This is a genomic window from Desulfosporosinus hippei DSM 8344, from assembly GCF_900100785.1.
Taxonomy (GTDB): Bacteria; Bacillota; Desulfitobacteriia; order Desulfitobacteriales; family Desulfitobacteriaceae; genus Desulfosporosinus; species Desulfosporosinus hippei.
Genome location: NZ_FNCP01000012.1, coordinates 20,500 through 38,529, shown reverse-complemented (window position 1 = coordinate 38,529; position 18,030 = coordinate 20,500). Strand labels below are relative to the sequence as shown.

Genomic DNA, 18,030 nt, shown 5'->3' with positions numbered 1-18,030 from the left:
AGTGGATGAGAATTGGTGCTCAGAAAAAAGCGATAAGGTTTTTAGGCAAACTTCCGCATAAATTTGCATAAATATTCCTTTTAAGGAATTTTATACTTGTTAATTTCTTTTATTAATAGATCGAGAGGGCAGATCTTTTCTACAATGACCAAATCAGCTCAATCCCTTACAAAAAGGCTCTTTGAGCCTTTTTGTAATTTGATGTTCAATAGTTTCAAAACCTTCTAAATGTTTATTTAACTACTAAAAATTTTTTTTATGTACTTAAACGTGACAGATAATAGGTAGAGATTAATACTATAAAGAGTTGAATGTTTCGTCCAACAAACATTTCGAAGAAAGGAGCACTAATCTTAAGTCCTCAAATTCAAAATTGTTTCGACAGATTTCACAACCATTAACTTCAAACAGCTATTATTCATTACCAATTCAAATTACAAACCATTTTTATTTTGTTAAATTAGTGTAAGTAATTTCATTCTTCCCCGAGGAAACCCCTAACACGATCAAACTCAAAACTCTTAAATCGATTGCTCTGTAAACTATAAGTGTAAAAGTTCACAAAAACAAGTGAAAGTTTTATCTTTTACAATTTAAACATTTAGATATTGTAACCATTGAACTTAAAGAATGCAAATAAAACAGCTTTTGATGAGATTCAACAGCAATTTTGCAAAGAGAGTTTACTAAAAAGAGGTGGCAAAACACATGGCAAGCAAAGCAGTAAAAAATTTGTCTAGACGTTCTTTTCTCAAGTTTGTTGGAGGAACAGCAGGTTTGGTCGGTATCTCGCTAAACTTGACTGGTTGTGGAGACCCAGCAACAGCTGATGAAGCCATTGGCGGCAATGGCTGGATGCCGACCCAATACAACGCACCAGGTAACTGGCCTACCAACGTTCGCGGTCGCGTTCCCATTGATCCAGCGAACCCGGCTATTGTCAGAGATGACCAAAAGTGTATTCTTTGTGGACAATGTATTGAAGTATGTGAGCGAATTCAATCGGTTTTTGGAAATTATGAACTGCCCATTAAAAAGGATTTTGTTTGTGTGAATTGTGGGCAATGTATTCAATGGTGCCCATCCGGAGCAATTTCAGAACGGGATGACGTTAATAAAGTATTCAAAGCTCTCGCAGATCCCAACGTCACAGTTGTAGTGCAGACTGCGCCGGCAACTCGTATTGGTCTGGGCGAAGAATTTGGTATGCCTGTAGGAACTAATGTTCAGGGCAAACAAGTTGCAGCCTTGAGAAAGCTAGGGTTTGACGTAGTTTTTGATACTAACTTTACAGCTGACCTGACCATTATGGAAGAAGGCACAGAGCTTGTTAAACGTGTCACTGGCGAATTGCATCACCCTATTCCGCAGATGACATCATGCTGCCCGGGCTGGGTTAAGTTTGTGGAATATTTCTATCCTGAACTTATTCCTAATTTATCATCAGCCAAGTCTCCACAGCAGATGGAAGGCGCTTTAATTAAAACCTATTTCGCAGAGAAGAAAGAAGTAGATCCCAAAAAGATTTTTTCAGTTTCCATCATGCCTTGTACAGCCAAGAAATTTGAATGTCAACGCCCGGAAATGAATTCAGCCAGTAAAGAGTTAAATGACAGTAATGTTTCCCCTGATGTAGATGTAGTTCTTACAACAAGGGAACTTGCCAGAATGATTAAGCGAGCCGGTATCGATTTCGCTTCCCTTCCGGAAGAGGAGTACGATAAGTTGATGGGTACCGGAACAGGTGCAGGAGTAATTTTCGGCACGACCGGTGGCGTTATGGAAGCTGCTGTACGTTCTGCCTATTTTCTGATAACTGGGCAACAGCCACCCGCGGCGCTTTGGAATTTAACTCCGGTAAGAGGAATGCAGGGTGTTAAAGAAGCTGCAGTTAATATTCCCGGTGTAGGAGATGTAAAAGTTGCCGTAATTTCCGGTCTGGCTAACGCCAGAAAGGTAATGGATCAGATGAAAGCAGGTAATGCTCCTTGGGCTTTCATGGAAATAATGGCTTGTCCCGGAGGCTGTGAATATGGCGGCGGTCAACCCCGTGCTTCATCACCTCCTTCAGACGAAGATCGCAATAGACGTGCTGCGTCTTTATACAATATTGATGCCAAGGCCAAACTGCGCAACAGTCATGATAATCCGGAGATCAAACAAATCTATGCCGATTTCTTAACCGCTCCGATGAGCGAAAAAGCAGAAGAACTTCTGCATACACATTATGTTTCCAGGGCTGATGATTTTATTCCTAAAAAATCCGAAGACAAAAAAATATTTTAAGTAGGAGGTGGAAAAAATGGCAAAGGGAGTACTCGTAGATATACCGAAATGTATAGGCTGTGAAAGCTGTTCGGTCGCCTGTAAATTGTGGAATGAACTTGAATGGGATGAGCAGGAAAAATGCAAAACTGCTGAAGACAGAGCAAAAGAACCCAACAACGGCTTATGGCCTGAAGAATGGACCTCAATAAATCGTTTTGACCTGGAAAAGGACGGCGAATCCGTCGCACGATATGTCAAAACCCAATGTATGCACTGTGAAGATCCCGCCTGTGTATCATCATGTTTCTCCAAGGCATTCCAGAAACTTCCCGAAGGACCGGTTATCTATGATCAGTCGTTGTGTGTAGGCTGCCGTTACTGCATGATGGCATGTCCATTTGACGTATTGAGATACGAATGGAAGAAAGCTATTCCTGGAGTAAGGAAATGCCAGATGTGCGCCACAAGAGTCGCTAATAACCAGGAAACCGCCTGTACCTCAGTGTGCCCGACAGGTGCAATTACCTTTGGGGAAAGAGAAGAATTGCTGGCTGAAGCAAAAAAGAGAATCAAAGAAAACGGTTATGTGGATAGAGTATTTGGAGAGAAAGAAGCAGGAGGAACATCCTGGCTATATATCTCGGATACGCCATTTGAGAAGATGAGATTCAGAACGGATGTAACAACCCAGCCATTGCCTTCTTACACAGAAGGATATATGAAAGCTACACCCTTTGTGGGAGTCGGCTGGGCGGCCATATTAGCCGGATTATATGTCTATAACAATAAGGGCAAGGAACCTCTAGATTAATACACTAAAAACAGAATGGAGGGAAATGTATGGAACTCGTCACTACCATTTTAAGTAAAGCAGGCGCTAAAAAGTCCACCGTGAAGTGGAAGTTTAAAATGACCCCCATGAGATGGGTGTTTACGGGCATTGCGGCTGCAGCTATAGCAGTAATCCTGGTGCGTTTTGTCTTAGGCCTGGGTGCGACAACCAACCTAAACGACCAGTGGCCATGGGGACTCTGGATTTCATTTGACGTATTGTTAGGGGTAGCCCTGGCAGGAGGCGGATATGGAACAGCCCTTATAGTATATGTGCTTCGCCGGGATAAGTTTTATCCCATCGCAAGAAGTGCAATGTTGACATCATTATTAGGTTATATTGTGGTTGTACTCGGTTTATTAATTGAAGTAGGACAATGGTTCAACTTCTGGAGACCTTACGTATCATGGGGACATGCCAGTGTATTGTTTGAAGTATTTTGGTGTATTTCTTGTTATACAGTGATTCAGATCTTGGAATTCTGCGAAGTTGGAACCGAGAAAGTATTTAAAGGGGCCCACAAATACCTGAAGAAGGCAATGCCTGTAATGCTGATCATCGGTATTACTCTGCCAACCTTGCACCAATCATCACTGGGCCAACTGTTTTATCTAATGGTAGGTAAAGTAAACCCACTTTGGTGGACAGCATTTCTGCCGGTGTTCTTCCTGTTATCCTCCTTCTTCGTCGGAGCAGGTATGATTGTTATCGAAAGCACTCTAGCCGGGAAGGCACTCAATCATAAAGTAGAAATCCCTGTTTTAAGAGGGTTGGTCAAAATTTCTGCCGGAGCCATGATCTTGTATATGATGTTAAAGATTACGGATATGGTGGTAAGAGGAACCTTCGCCAATGCATTTGCCTTTGATTTGCCCAGTATCATGTTCCTGAGCGAACTGACTTTTGGGGTAATCATCCCTATAATCATAGCATTCAGTTCCTTGTCCAGCACCCGTAAGGGCCTGATCTGGTTTGGAATACTTACTGTAAGTGGAGTTGTTATGAACAGGTTTGATGTACTGTTCACAGGAATGGGAAAATATCTGAACCAATACGGCGGATCTTATGTCCCTGCCGTGTCAGAGTTTGTTGTCAGCTTAGGACTAGTGTCAATAGCTTGTTTGGCCTATCTATTCTTAGCTGAAAACTTCAATATCTTGGGCGGTCATGGGTCAGAACATGCCGATGATATTGAGATTAAAGATGGTAAATACGCTTCCACTGCGAAATAAGCATTTAGCTTAAGTTATTCACTTAATCCCTCTGATTAATTTCAGAGGGATTGAGTGGATATATGAAAAACAATTACTTGCCTATATTTATACGATACCTGATAAACGATATTTGATATAGAATGTTGACTAAACCTACAAGGTTAGATAAGCTTCTGCTTGAAAGAGCACTTAAAAGAGCCAACTCAACTTAGACCAGATTAATAAATGTCTGTGTTTATTAAGTTTTAGTTATAGATTAAAATTGGCTAATGAACTAAATTAAGTAAGAATTTACTGCTATGCTTCTTTTCAGATGTGGAATAACTTCGGGGTTGCTGAACAGCCCCTAGTTGGGAACATATAACCGTTCAGAAGAGGGGTCTTAATGATGAATAATTGTCAGATTGTATATAATCAAAATAATTGTCTCAATGCAAAAAAGGCCTCTGATAATCTTTGCCGGTTATGTATCGACTCCTGTCCTCATCAAGCCATTTCCATATATCGTGAACTTGATGCTAAGCATTGCACAGAGTGCGGGATTTGCACGGCAGTATGTCCCAGCGACGGATTTGTCTATCGCGATACAGATAAGCTCTATGAGTATCTCAAAAGTTCAGAGAAGATTGTTTTAAACTGCCCACAAGCAATTCCGGCAGGTCATGAAATCCCTTGCCTGGGGATTTTTGACCGGGATTTATGGCTGACCCTAATGTTATATGCCCGGGAGAAGGAATTAACCATATTCACCGGAGAGTGTGCGGATTGTCCGGATAAAAAAGCATGCGGAATAAGTGTGCAGATTTTTATGGAATTGCACAACGCATGGGCAGATCATCCGCCGGTATTGATTAAAGTTGCAGCTGATGAAGGGAACAGTGAACCAACGGTGTCAGTTCAAGCCCAGAACGAGAGTAGGGGCTGGCGGGACATCGGACGTGAGAAATTTGAAGCAATCCGAGCAGGCAATACTTCCCTTGAGCCATATCTTATTCCCAAGACTCGGCAGTTCTTAGAGGAAACCTGGAAATTACGAAAATCCGAAATTGAGGTACTCCCTATAGCCGCATTAAAGGTGAGCAAACGCTGTACAAATTGCGGGGAATGTCCAGAGATTTGCCCCCAGGGTGCGTTAACAAAAACAGACACTAAGGAACAGTTGACCTTGATTTATGAACCACTGAAATGCGTCCACTGTCAAAGATGTGTCAGTATATGCCGTTCAAAAGCTATAAGTATGGAAGTTAAATCCTTATCCTATCGTTTGCTAACCGGTAAAGTTCTTTTGTATCAAGGAAAGCGACGGTTTTGCACTTCATGTAACAAACAAGTGTTTGATGACTTTGAGCCACCTTTGTGTATGGCTTGTGCGACAAGAGATTACGATGAGCGGCTATTATCCCTTGGCTCACATTAATACAGTTTAATTATAATTTGTAACCATAATAATTATTGTATAGATGAATAGGGATGCGACGATTATACTCGCTGAAATAACCCCTCTTCTTCTATCTTCTTGGGCTTCTAAGACAGTAGCAGTATAGTTGTTCGGTGTCCTTAAATAGTAGATAGAAGCAGTTCCTTTTGTAGTGGGATTGAAGTTCTCATTTATCTTTTTGTTGCGGTTATGAATTACATAATATCTCCCTCTCATAAGCTTCTCTCCTTTTCAGGTAATATGTTAATGGCACCTTAGCAAATCTTAGTAATCTAGCTGCCCCACGGAATATACATTTCTGTTGTTCTTGATCAAATTTTGACGACATCACTTCCTCCTTCTTCTCATTACATAGACAGTTCACGAAGTATTCTGAATTTCCTGCCTATCGACATTATTAATTGATTGTCGACTATTTTTGTGCGCCTGTCAACCCGGTGATAGATTTATACAGCCCATACTGCCCCACAATCGGAAATGTTTCCGATTGTGGGGCAGTATTTATTATTTGAGGTTTGTTCACTTATATGCTTGGCCTAAGATTTTGTAATAAGGTTTCTGCAGGGACAGGTAGAATTATCAATGTTTCAAGATATTTGAGATTTAATGGAGGAATCCTGTGATTGTTATAGCAGAGAACTATTGCGTTAGATTGTCTGTCTTACAAGGGGTATTAATAATTGGCCCTACGAAAGTGAATCAGTTAAGTAAAAATAGGCTGATGCAATAGCGTAACAAAGCTATTATTTCAAATTATAAAGGATATAATTTACTATTGACATAAAGCTAACTCTAAGTGTTACGATATTGAAGATTAGGGAAACCAACTTTAATGTCAATGCAGAAGTGATCAAAAAAATAAACGTAAGAGGGAATTATGAATAAATGAAACGACGAACCTTTTTAGCCGGAATTTTGGCATATTTTCTTACAGGATGTAGCTTTAACCGTAAAACCAGCCTACCAGAAACAGATGTCCCGATTCCGTTAATGGGAGTGTTTCCCTTGTCCGTAGCTGGGGAAGCAAATGATGGATCTAAGTCAAGTCAAAATAATGTTCAATTTGCGGTAATTAGCGATATTCATATTCTCCAAAGTGACTCGGCACCGCTGAAGTTTCAAACAGCCTTAGAAGATCTTCTTGTGAATCAAGAACCGCCTCTTGATTTCGTTGTGCTCAATGGTGATCTGGGGGATGGTACCCCGAAAGACTATCAAAAGGTCACCCAAATCCTGCGTTCGGTGCGGGAAAGTACAGGAAAAACCACTCCGATTTTGCCCACCATTGGCAATCACGAATTTTACAAAGCCTTTCATGATCCGGACAGCAATGCTTGGAATTCGGATACTTTTCCCAATCAAGACACGGATCCCCAGGCTATACAACGGTTTTTGGACTTTGCCGAGCGAGATACGGTCTATACGGATCACTATATTAACGGTTATCACTTCATCTTTCTTGGTTCCGAAAAGTCGAGAATGTCAGATCCACAGATCGGAGATGCTGCATATCTTTCGGAAACCCAATTAACCTGGTTGAATCAGAAAATCTCCGAGAACCGGACTCCGGGAAAACCGGTCTTTGTCTTTTTGCACCAACCTGTCTTTTCCTCCCAAAGTCAGGCACAAAGGAAGTTTAATTTAGTGGTTCAGCAGAAAGAACTCGTGAAGATCCTGCAATCGGTACCGGATGTTGTTCTTTTCGTCGGTCATTTACACATGCGCTTAGGTTCCCCGGACTCTTTTGTCAAAGACACGTTTATGATGTTCAATAGTGCGTCGACCAGCCGAGTTTGGCCGGCTTCCTCTCAGGCCGAGACCAGTCAGGGGTTAGTTGTTGACGTTAAAGAGGGAGTTGTCAGTGTACAAGGTCGTGACTTCCTACAGCACGCTGGGCTACCTGAGGCTCAGTATCAAATCAACGTTTAAGACTCTGAGAATGAGCGAGACCGGATCTATCAGCGATTTTGATATCCCGTTTGAAGCAGAAACCAGGTGTGGTCAGCCGGGTTTCTGCTTTTAATGATGATCTCCTGTCGGCGGGTTTTTTTTTGATCATATTTATTCTGTATATTTGCAGGCTTATGTATGAAAATGTAGAATATAAAGCGTGAATAGTCCTGGATTAGTCCATAAAGGTATCTTCTCACTTGAAATAGATTCTCATTAAGGATGGTGTTAGATGAAGCAATTACTTCTAGAAAACTGCATTGACATGGATACGGTTCTGTTTGATCTGGACAATTCCCCATATACCGTAAATATGTTATTGGCCTTACTCAAAGCTCAAGGAACGACTAAAAATGTCAAGAAAAAAATGACCCAGTATTTTGGCAAAAAATTTAAAGCTGAGGATAGAGAGAAAGTCATCACCTATCTGAAGGGTGTAGCACATGGCATTCTTGGAACTGGTGAAGATGCTGTTAAAGAATTGGAAGAGCAGACTGGAGCAATGCTTATAAAGCTAAAAATTCAAGTGGACAATGCTGAAGACTCAGGTAATTTCGAGGATGTAGCACAACAATTACCCAGCATAGGAACTATCGTAGGGATCTATACCAAGCTTGGGGGCTACTTTCAGACGTGTGCAGACTTTTTGGAACAGGCTGTGAGAATTCAAAATGGACTAGGGGAGCATAAAACTGCGCAGTTAACTCAGAAGGCTTTAGACAGCTATCTGAAAAAAGCTAGAGTTTAAACAATTTGAAAGGTCCTTTAGCCAATTTCTGGTCTGGAACAACATAAAATGCGAATCCCTTGTGAGAATTGCATTTATCGCCCGAGGGTCAGCCATTCTGAGTACAATTAGCTGCTATAATAGGAATGAGCCCTAAGTTTCTGAGAAATATTGAAGCAGGCCATAACAGGCTTATCATGGTAGTTAGTCTATGCTATTAGATCATATTTGCTCATAAGCATCCCACCTTTTTGTAATCCAACCTAAGACAATTCCGTATATTGTAATACTGATCCAATTTGAAAAGACCGTTAGCGAAGAGACCGTATCTAAGGTCTCTATATGATATAAAGTTGCCAATGGCAAAGAGAAAAAACCAGGTTGTGAGGCCAAAGCCCACAGCTCTTCCCAAATAACTTCCTTCTTGTCGAATTACAAAACTGACAAAGATTGCGCCTGAAATCCGTTCCAAATAATAGAACTTCCAAATGCTGCGATAAAATCCAAAATGTCTTTTGGCGACTGCCCCAATACAAGTTGACTCAATGATTCGATCCATGTTTGTTGAGCAAAGTGTAGCTCGGAACCCAAATAACCACGTCTTGGCGACGTGGTTATTTTTATGAAGTGTGCTTACGCATAGGGTATCAACGGATCAGGGATCGGGAAGTTAGAGCTTTAAAGTGGAATAATTGATTATCCATCGTCAAAGACTATCAGAATGAATTTGCACTGTGAGTGAATATCCCTAAGACGCTCCTGAAGAATAAACCATGGAGGCAAAATCACCTGATTGAAAGGAGTCACCTCATGAAAGCAATAACATTTCAAGGAGTTCAAAACGTCGAGGTTAAGAACGTCGAGGACCCGAAAATTGTCAAAGAGGATGATATCATCGTCAAAGTAACCTCCACAACGATTTGTGGGTCGGATTTACATTTAATTCGTGGCAGAATCCCTAAAATGCCCAAGGGATTCATTATTGGGCATGAAGCTATGGGGGTCGTTGAAGAGACCGCCAAAGGAGTTAATAAGCTCAAAAAAGGGGACCGGGTGATTGTGCCTTTCCCTGTGGCTTGTGGACACTGTTGGTATTGCAATCACGATTTGTGGAGTCAATGCGATAATTCCAACGAGCACGGTGAAGTAGGTGGAATATTTGGCTATAGCGAACTCATGGGTGGTTATGATGGCGGTCAAGCCGAGTATCTGCGGGTACCCTATGCCAATGTTGGCCCCAGGATCATTCCCGAAGAGCTCACGGACGAACAGGTCCTCTTTTTAACAGATATTCTGCCAACCTCTTATTGGGGAGTAGAAAATGGGGGCGTGAAGAGTGGTGATACGGTTGTTATTTTAGGCTGTGGTCCTGTGGGTTTACTGGCTCAAAAATGGGCAGCTTACATGGGAGCCAGCAGAATTATTGCAGTCGATAATCTTGACTATCGGCTTGATCATGCCAGGAAGTTTAATATGGTGGAAACCCTGAATTTTAAGAATCATGATAATACCGGAGAATTTATCAAAGAGATAACTCATGGTGGAGCAGATGCTGTCATAGATTGTGTAGGCATGGATGGAGAGATGTCCACTGTTGAAAAGCTTGAGACTGCCTTGAAAATTCAGGGGGGTTCCAAGTCAGCCATTGAAATTGCCTCTCAAGCTGTACGCAAAGGGGGAACAGTGTCTGTTGTCGGGGTATATGGAGCCAGATACAACAACTTCCCCTTCGGAGATTTCTTTTCGCGAAACATAACCTTAAAAATGGGCCAATGTCCTGCGCATTCTTACATAGATCGGATTTTAGATTTAATCAAAATGCATAAGTTTGATGCTACCGACATTATAACCCACAGAATGTCGCTGCATGATGGGAAAAAGGCTTATGAATTGTTTGACCAGAAGCTGGATGATTGTATTAAGGTTGTCTTAAAGCCTTGATCTTCGCCGAAGAGTCTGTATTATAATGGCAGCTAATGAGCAGACCTGAAGCTAGTATTCACTGGAGATTGATGGTGGAGGATAAACTACTTCGCAATCAAACTTTTAACCATCAATAATTTGTTATAAAAAATTATCCCCTCCAATAAGGTTTAGTAAAACCTATTGGGGGGGAGCTATGTGAAAAAGCATATTATTCTAGGGGTAGTGCTAGGCTTTTGCCTAGCGCTAATTATGCGAAACCCTATTCTTTCGGTTAATAGCTACATAAACACAAAGGTCTTAAAACATAATTTAAATAATCAACTTGTCCTAAATCTTTCTGAATCAACCAAAGTTATGGAAACCCCTATTATTGAGAGAGGGCAACTACTCTATAGTGTTTACTTGAATGATCAGACCATATTAATCAGAGGGTATATACAAATATGGAACCTAGATGATCTGGAAAATTATTTGGTTAATAGTAAGAGAATTAGCACTTTCGATTTTCATTCCTATTCACTTAAACCAATTAAAATAGCCAATGAAAACGGTTGTTTAACCGAATGGACTGCATCTTTTGGTGAAAGCTACAGGATTTCGGGGGTGGAGTACTGGTTAAAAAAATCAGATACCAGCGGGGTATTAAGGATTTCTTTTTTTACAGATACAACTTCCTTCTCGAAAGACCAGATGAGCTATATAGACAAAATTATTAATTCTATTACTTGGAGTAAATATACTAATGCTATATAAATTTAGACCTAAAAAGGGATGAGGCAGTTAAGCTACCCTCTGTAAACATAACTCTTTCTATTCCTCATTTTGTGACTTTTTCTCTGTATAACCCAAACAATTAGTCAAGGAGCTTCAGGAGCTGAAGAGGTTGCAGCTGCATCCGGTAATGTGGCAAGTGAACTAGAACATGTAAATCAGACAATGGCGCAATTAAGTGAGCAGGCAAATTCGCTTACTGAAGCAATTTCAAAGTTTAAGGTTTAAAAAAAGAATATTGTTTGGAATCATTTACTTTTGCTCTCCTTAGAAGTAACGAAAAATCTGTTGCTTTATAGGGGAGCTTTTTTTGTCCATTATAACAAGTTGTAAGAGACCGGACATATCGGATATTTCTCGCCAGCAACTGTACCGCGGCTACTAAAAAAACCAACTCACCATTAAAAGATGACCTACAAACGGAACCATTAGCGAACCTTGCACGGATTGAATCAATAGATTTGAAAAATAGACAACAAGACTACAAGATCTAGATTACGTATATTATAGAAAAAGAGTTCAAGAGCTGTACTGTAAAATTGTCATCTACCTAACTAGAGCTTTATCTCTCCTCAAATTCGGAATCGATTCCGAATTTGAACTGCCATGGTCAAAGCGGTTATTTCGGGTTACGGATACCAACGAGTATTTAACAAATCGAAGGCATGCACAACTCTTCCTTATTCTGAAATAAGGCTGGTCAAGCCTTGGTTTGTCCTTATTATCTTATGCACCTTGTCCGGCAGGGGTTACCTTTGTCTAGGATATTTATGACAAAATAATGGAAAGACCGTAAAGAGCCTAGGCGCATTACGGTCTTTCCATTATTTTGTCACATGTTGAGGGCTTAAACACATAGGTTATGACAATAAACCCAGGCTAAAACTTGTTAAGAAAATAGTAATCTGCGACAAGGTTGTGGTTTTGGAAAGATCGGTCTCTGAAGCCATAGTAATTGCCCAATAATTATAAGCAATAAAATAATAATTATTATCAGTGCTACACAAATCATATACTTCACCTCTTTATCTTAGATTCCCATAAGAATGAGAGGTTTCTTGATTTATACTACTCAACATGTCCAGGTGATGTTCCAGCATGAAAAGTCGGCGCTTTGTCACTCTTTCCTGGGAAGAGACATATAGTATAGTGCGGAGGGTCGCAAAGCTCAGGAGTGGTTGTATCCGCAATTTTGATATCCTTTTTGGAGCAGAAACCCGGTGTGGTAGGCCGGGTTTCTGCTTTTAATGACGACATCTCTGCCTACGGGAATATTCTTCCATTAGATTTCACACATTCTACATATCAAAGTCACTGAACGGTAACATGTTTGTTCTATGCTTAGTATAGTCGAAAAATACCCGACATAACGGTTGAAATATAGACCGCTGTCTCTCTTTACCTCCTCTGTCGCGCCTCTCTTAACTGAGGGGCGTTTTTATCTGATAGGGTATATATGACAAAATAATAGCAAAACTGTAAAGTTCCTAGGCGCTTTGCGGTTTTGCTATTATTTTGTCACAAGTGAAGGCATGAACACATGGCTATGAATAAACAGACGGCACCTGACGGAGGCCAAATCCATGGTCAATCATGGAGAATGGGGAAAGTGGGTGTTGTACATTAAGTTACACTTATACCTAACTAATATCGTCTTCGGGCTTGGTAAGCATATTATAACTAAAGAATAATATCATTATATAAATAAACAGTTATTGACAGTGAAATATATACCTGTTAATCTGTTTTTGTAAATGAACAGACATAGGAGGAAAATAGAGTGAAAAAGATTTCAACGGTTGCAATTTCTTTAACATTAGGACTAACTTTTCTTTTAACAGGCTGTGCATCCAGTACCACAGCGAATAAGACCAGTGCGGAGAACAAACCTGCAGAATCTACAACAACGAGCCAAACTGCTCAGCCCGCTCCTAAAGTCATTAAGGATTGGAAATACTATAGTGCAGATCAAGTGAAAGAGGCAATTGACAAGAAATCCCCCCTTCAAATCGTGGACATCCAAGTTGAGGCTGAATATAAAGCACATCATATCAAAGGGGTTATTCCTACCTATGCTTATCCAGTAAAAACAGATGAAGAGAAAGAGAAGCTCGCTAAAATTCTTCCCCAACTTAAAGCGTCTAAAGACCCCATCGTAATTGTTTGCCCTGCAGGTAAAGGGGGAGCCGAGCGCACCTATCAATATCTATATGATCAAGGAATTGATGAAGCTCGTTTATTCACCCTCGAGAAAGGCCAAAGCGGTTGGCCTTATAGTGAGTTACTTGAGAAGTAAGTCGATTCAAACCCCTCCAGCAGTTAATGGAGGGGTTCTTTATTTGGAGGAACTACGATTTAGAGTTCGATTCTAGAGGGTTTTTTAATTCGGCCAACTTCTCTTGGATTTCAGGGGAAGTATCATGGAATGTTTGCTGATCATGCTGATTAGAGTGATCAAGTTCGCTTAAATATCAGGTTGTATTTTCTCTTCCGTCCGTTAACTGCGCTCTCTTAAAGAGGAAATACAGGATTATTGTGGAATATATATGCAAAAAGATCTTCTGCGCTTCTGTTAATAGATAAATTGGTTACACTTATATACACAGTTGCTCCAAAGGTCTCTGGGGAATCTAGGAAAAGGAGAAGAGGGAGATTGGCAAAGAACCGAGCTTCGATTATGTTCATCATATTGGGGTGGGTAGGAATTCTGGATACGATATTCGTTCTTGTACTCAATGGGGGGATCAATCTTGGAACCCTTCTGCCTGGCTTTCTTGGAGTAGCTATGCTCTTTTGGGGATTAAAGAGTGAGTATCTAAAGCAACATTTTTTAAAAGATCACTTTCTAAGGGTACGTCAGTTGGTACGTTTAAGTATCGTGATGGTGCTAGCTTCATTTATTCTAATTGAAAGTTTGTTGCTGTATAATACCAAGGATCCAGTGCCAAGCCAAGTTGGCTACCTTATCATTCTTGGAGCGGGCCTTAACGGAGATAAACTCTCTTGGACTCTTTGGGAACGGGTAGATAAGGGCTTAAGAATTCTGCAGGATAATAAGGATATGAAAGTTGTTGTTTCTGGGGGAAAGGGACCTGGAGAATGGATTACTGAAGCCGAGGCAATGCAGCGTTATTTGGTTGAACAGGGTATCGCAAAGGAACGGATAATCAAGGAAGAACAGTCGACAAGTACGATGGAGAATTTCCGTTATACGCGTGAGCTTCTTGGGCAACAAACGAGTTACGAACCTTCTGAGCCTGTGTTAGTCATCACGAACGATTTCCATATGTTTCGCTCGAAGTTTCTAGCAAGGCGTAATGGACTGAATCCAGTGGGTGTCCCTTCACCGACGCCTTGGTATTTGAGACCTAATGCTTATTTGAGGGAGTATTTTGCGGTTGTGAAGTCTTTTGTTTTTGATCGGTAATGGCGATAGCAGATCACTTTACGGCTTGATTTCAGGAATCGTAGGGCTCCTATAAAAACATTAACAGAGGCTTAATAGCCTCTGTCTTTCTTTTGGACGACTTTATTTTTACGAATAGTAATTAACGGCTTCATAACAGCATATGTATTTGTAATGCGCTTAAATATTATGCTTGCGGGCATGTGACCAATTTCTGAAGGGAGGAAATTGGATCATGAAAACATATGAGATATTTATGATTGTGATCGGGTCCTGTTCCTTACTAATTAGTTTGCTGATTTTAGTCGTGGAGGTGATAAAAACAGTTTTCAAGTGAAACTATTTCTGAAAGGTAAAAAGTAGCCAGCTCAAAACCAAGCTACTTCTCACCATGCTATAGGTTGCTTTGCCTGCGCGATAAGGGACATCCTCTTATCTTTTTTTTGCCCTGAGATATAGTTATGTTACGCGAGATAGTTGTATGCTATTGAAAATAGATCATTTTTGTATTATTTATAGGAGATTTCCGGATGAAAGAAGATTATCCTACATGAGTTAGAGTTGCGAATCAATCACAGCAAATGACGAATTTATAGCCGACACCTCTTAAAGTTCTAATGAAAGAGGGTTGGCTTTTACTTTGTTCAATTTTATCTCGTAAGCGGCTGATTAAAACAGTAACGGCATCATCATTGCCATAATAATCAGTTTGCCAAATTTGATAGAGTAATTGTTTACGAGTAAAGACTTTGTTTGGATGTTTAACGAAAAACCAAAGAAGGTCGAATTCTTTGGCTGTCAGCTCTATCAGAACATCATCAATGAAAACTTCCCGTGTGGCCGGATTGATAAGAAGTCCTCTATGCGAAAAGGTAGGTAAATCTGGATTGGAGGTGTGCTGTTCTTGTCGAGTGCGACGCAAGACTGCCTTTATCCGTAGGCAAAGTTCTACAGGACTAAAAGGTTTTGCTAAATAGTCATCTACACCCAGGTTAAAACCTAATATCTTGTCAAGTTCTTCGTTACGTACAGAAAGAATGATAATAGGGATTGAAGATGTCTCCCGAATTATCCGACAAACCTGAAAACCATCTATATGAGGGAGCATCAGGTCCAGAATAACCAGATCAGGTTCTTGCCGGTGAAATTGCTCGATTGCCTGGCGTCCGTCGAGGGCTGTGATCACCTCATACCCTTCCCGTATCAAGCAGTGTTCTACTATCTTTAGAATCTTAGGCTCATCGTCAACGACCAGAACCTTTGGCATACTTACCCCTCCAATTCTATCGCGGGTTTAGGTGAGCAAGAAATAGGTAATGTAAAGTGGAACGCGCTTCCTTGGCCCAAAACACTTTCAACCCAAATCCTTCCACCATGAAGTTCAATCATCTGTTTGGCCACGGCAAGGCCCAGGCCCAGCCCGCCAAATTCACGGCTGGTACCAGAATCTACTTGAAAGAACTTCCCAAAGACCTGGTTCAATTTATCTGCTTCAATTCCACGCCCAGTGTCGCAGATAGATACTTGGATCTCTTCTTTATCTTCATTATAGAGTACTTGAAGGTGGATGCTTCCACCCGATGGAGTGAATTTAATGGCATTGGATAACAGATTCATGAGGGCTTGTTTGATCTTATTCTTGTCTGCCTCGATCACGGGTAAATCTGAAGGAAGATTAAAAGAAAGCTGAAGATTGTTATTTTGAATGAAGGGACGGAAGATATTCAGGAGAATAGCAGTAATCTCAGAGAACTCAAAAAACGTGGGATGCAGATTTACTTTGTTCTTTTCTAGTTTGGAAAAATCAAGCAAATCTGTTATGAGATCGAGTAAATGATGGGCGCTTTGATAGATATCAAATAAATACTCGGAGGCTTCGGGAACGTTTGTCCCTTGATGTATCAAAATCTCGCTGTAGGCAATGATTGATGTCAGAGGGGTTTGTAGTTCATGGCTCATCAAGGCAATAAATTCCGACTTAACTTCGTTTGCTTTTGTTAATTCTTTATTTATGCGATATTGGCTTTCTTGATGGAGATGCAAAGCCTGGTTTGCTCTAAGTAATTCTTTCGTTCGCTCATCTACTTGAGACTCTAAGGTTTCGTAAAGAACCTTTAGATTATTAGCCGTAGTATAAAGACTATTTTGTAATACTCCAATTTCATAATTATGGGCAATAGTAGTTTCCGGAATGCTGAGATCTCCTTTACCGATACGAGTAGCTAAGTTAGCCATATTTTCAAGAGGTTTAACAACTTTTGAACGGATGGATAGAAAGACTGCAATAGTGAGGCTGAGTAAGAGAATTAGGGTAGAAAGAATATTGTGTTTGAGGCTAATTATAAGGTCTTTATAAGTTTGATCAAGGGGTGCTGTAATACTGATGGCACCGGCAAAGTCACCCAGTTGCGCACCTTCTTTAGCGTATCCGGAAATATCTATCTCTCCTAAGGGTTCACCGTGACAACTTAAACAATCCTTTTCAAAGTAGAGTGGCACCATATAACGGTAGGATTTTAGTTCATTGACTGAGTCGACGGAGGCATACTCAGTTAAACTTCTGTCTTGGGCGAATTTTTCTAAGATTTCCAGTTCATACGGATCAGGGGCGTTGACTGGATTTCTAACTTGGAATCGGGTTTGCTTAAAGGTGTAGCCTAAAGTTCCATTAAAGATTTCCGAGATACCTCGAATGGCAACCGAAGGATTAAAATGCTTAAAATTGACGGCTCCGTTTTTGTCTAAATTTATGACATTTTGCTTTTCGGCGATGAAGACACGGGTGGCAATCAGCTCTTGAGCGAGCATCGACGTGCTATTGTGTAAGTTTTTGAATGCTAACTGATATTGATTATAACTACCCCAACCAATATACACACTCATAAATCCAATAACTATGAAAGTTACGATCAAAATTATTTGCGAGTTTAAATGTTTTTGGTGGAATGTTTTAAATTTCGTCAAGAGTGTCCTCCTATTAATATTCCAAAGGCGGTGCATAAAAATGTGGCCCTTTTTTACTACATTGTAATCAAACCCTATATGACCGTCAATTGACGGATAATTTGCAACTTAAGCTTAGGGTAGTTAAGGTCAAATCTACTATCTAACACGAAAACTGCTTGACAGGCGGTATGTCTCGTAAAAGTAAATTTTTCTGGTGCCTTGTAATCTTTGTGCAAGAATGGAGAAAGGTCAATGCAAGAAAGATATTAGTAAAAAGTTATATAAAACTGCCTATTTGCAAGCATAATTGCGACTAAGTATTTGCCTAATATGGAGAATCTGTAAGAAAAATGTTAATACTCAAAGTTAACCTTGCACGCTTTAACTAGGGGTAACCGTACACTACCCACTTTAATTCAGCTTGATTAAGCAAGTTTCAAGCCTGTTCTAGATCTTTTAGGCATTGTTGGCTATAATTAACTAAATATCGCCGTTTGTGAAAAATGGTGCTAATTTTTCCTTGGAAAATTGGGGAATAAATTATTTCAAAAG

General features: G+C 40.4%; 14 protein-coding genes. 11 read left to right on the top strand and 3 right to left on the bottom strand.

Features of this window, described 5'->3' with window-relative positions:
• Nucleotides 1-708: 708 nt before the first annotated feature.
• From BLS16_RS11620 to BLS16_RS11605, 4 genes are all read left to right on the top strand, one after another.
• Entirely contained in the window at nucleotides 709-2,286 is a 1,578-nt protein-coding gene (locus BLS16_RS11620; protein WP_092333384.1) for a [FeFe] hydrogenase, group A, read from the top strand.
• A gap of 16 nt (nucleotides 2,287-2,302) precedes the next feature.
• On the top strand, nucleotides 2,303-3,079 hold the full coding sequence (locus BLS16_RS11615; RefSeq protein ID WP_092333382.1) for a 4Fe-4S dicluster domain-containing protein: 777 nt from the start codon (nucleotides 2,303-2,305) through the stop codon (nucleotides 3,077-3,079).
• A 29-nt stretch (nucleotides 3,080-3,108) separates the two neighbouring features.
• Nucleotides 3,109-4,332 carry an NrfD/PsrC family molybdoenzyme membrane anchor subunit gene (gene nrfD / locus BLS16_RS11610; protein ID WP_092333380.1) on the top strand — a complete coding sequence of 408 codons (1,224 nt, stop codon included), beginning with the start codon at nucleotides 3,109-3,111 and terminating at the stop codon, nucleotides 4,330-4,332.
• 367 nt (nucleotides 4,333-4,699) lie between these two features.
• Entirely contained in the window at nucleotides 4,700-5,731 is a 1,032-nt protein-coding gene (locus tag BLS16_RS11605) for a 4Fe-4S dicluster domain-containing protein (protein ID WP_092333378.1), read from the top strand.
• Nucleotides 5,732-5,737: 6 nt separating this feature from the next.
• Here the strand turns inward: BLS16_RS11605 and BLS16_RS11600 are convergent, their stop codons facing one another.
• Nucleotides 5,738-5,968 carry a hypothetical protein gene (locus BLS16_RS11600; protein ID WP_092333376.1) on the bottom strand — a complete coding sequence of 77 codons (231 nt, stop codon included), beginning with the start codon at nucleotides 5,966-5,968 and terminating at the stop codon, nucleotides 5,738-5,740.
• Nucleotides 5,969-6,637: 669 nt separating this feature from the next.
• On the opposite strand from BLS16_RS11600, the gene BLS16_RS11595 reads away from it, so the two are divergent.
• The 7 genes from BLS16_RS11595 (at nucleotide 6,638) to BLS16_RS11570 (ending at nucleotide 14,553) form a co-directional block, all read left to right on the top strand.
• Nucleotides 6,638-7,681 carry a metallophosphoesterase family protein gene (locus BLS16_RS11595; RefSeq protein WP_092333374.1) on the top strand — a complete coding sequence of 348 codons (1,044 nt, stop codon included), beginning with the start codon at nucleotides 6,638-6,640 and terminating at the stop codon, nucleotides 7,679-7,681.
• Between the two features lie 253 nt (nucleotides 7,682-7,934).
• Complete coding sequence (locus BLS16_RS11590; protein ID WP_092333372.1) at nucleotides 7,935-8,450, top strand: hypothetical protein; 516 nt, start codon at nucleotides 7,935-7,937, stop codon at nucleotides 8,448-8,450.
• A gap of 789 nt (nucleotides 8,451-9,239) precedes the next feature.
• Entirely contained in the window at nucleotides 9,240-10,370 is a 1,131-nt protein-coding gene (locus BLS16_RS11585) for a zinc-dependent alcohol dehydrogenase (RefSeq protein WP_092333370.1), read from the top strand.
• 180 nt (nucleotides 10,371-10,550) lie between these two features.
• On the top strand, nucleotides 10,551-11,108 hold the full coding sequence (locus BLS16_RS11580; protein ID WP_092333368.1) for a hypothetical protein: 558 nt from the start codon (nucleotides 10,551-10,553) through the stop codon (nucleotides 11,106-11,108).
• 1,568 nt (nucleotides 11,109-12,676) lie between these two features.
• A complete protein-coding gene (locus tag BLS16_RS24875; protein ID WP_143015526.1) occupies nucleotides 12,677-12,817 on the top strand; it encodes a DUF3102 domain-containing protein in 141 nt (46 codons plus the stop codon).
• Nucleotides 12,818-12,906: 89 nt separating this feature from the next.
• Nucleotides 12,907-13,422, top strand: coding sequence for a rhodanese-like domain-containing protein (locus tag BLS16_RS11575; protein WP_092333366.1), 516 nt, complete (start codon nucleotides 12,907-12,909; stop codon nucleotides 13,420-13,422).
• Nucleotides 13,423-13,779: 357 nt separating this feature from the next.
• Nucleotides 13,780-14,553, top strand: a complete 774-nt coding sequence (locus BLS16_RS11570) for a YdcF family protein (RefSeq protein ID WP_242876268.1) — start codon at nucleotides 13,780-13,782, stop codon at nucleotides 14,551-14,553.
• Between the two features lie 547 nt (nucleotides 14,554-15,100).
• Here the strand turns inward: BLS16_RS11570 and BLS16_RS11565 are convergent.
• Together BLS16_RS11565 and BLS16_RS11560 are read right to left on the bottom strand one after the other, a co-directional pair.
• A complete protein-coding gene (locus BLS16_RS11565; RefSeq protein ID WP_092333364.1) occupies nucleotides 15,101-15,799 on the bottom strand; it encodes a response regulator transcription factor in 699 nt (232 codons plus the stop codon).
• A gap of 2 nt (nucleotides 15,800-15,801) precedes the next feature.
• Nucleotides 15,802-17,496, bottom strand: coding sequence for an ATP-binding protein (locus BLS16_RS11560; RefSeq protein WP_242876267.1), 1,695 nt, complete (start codon nucleotides 17,494-17,496; stop codon nucleotides 15,802-15,804).
• Nucleotides 17,497-18,030: the final 534 nt, after the last annotated feature.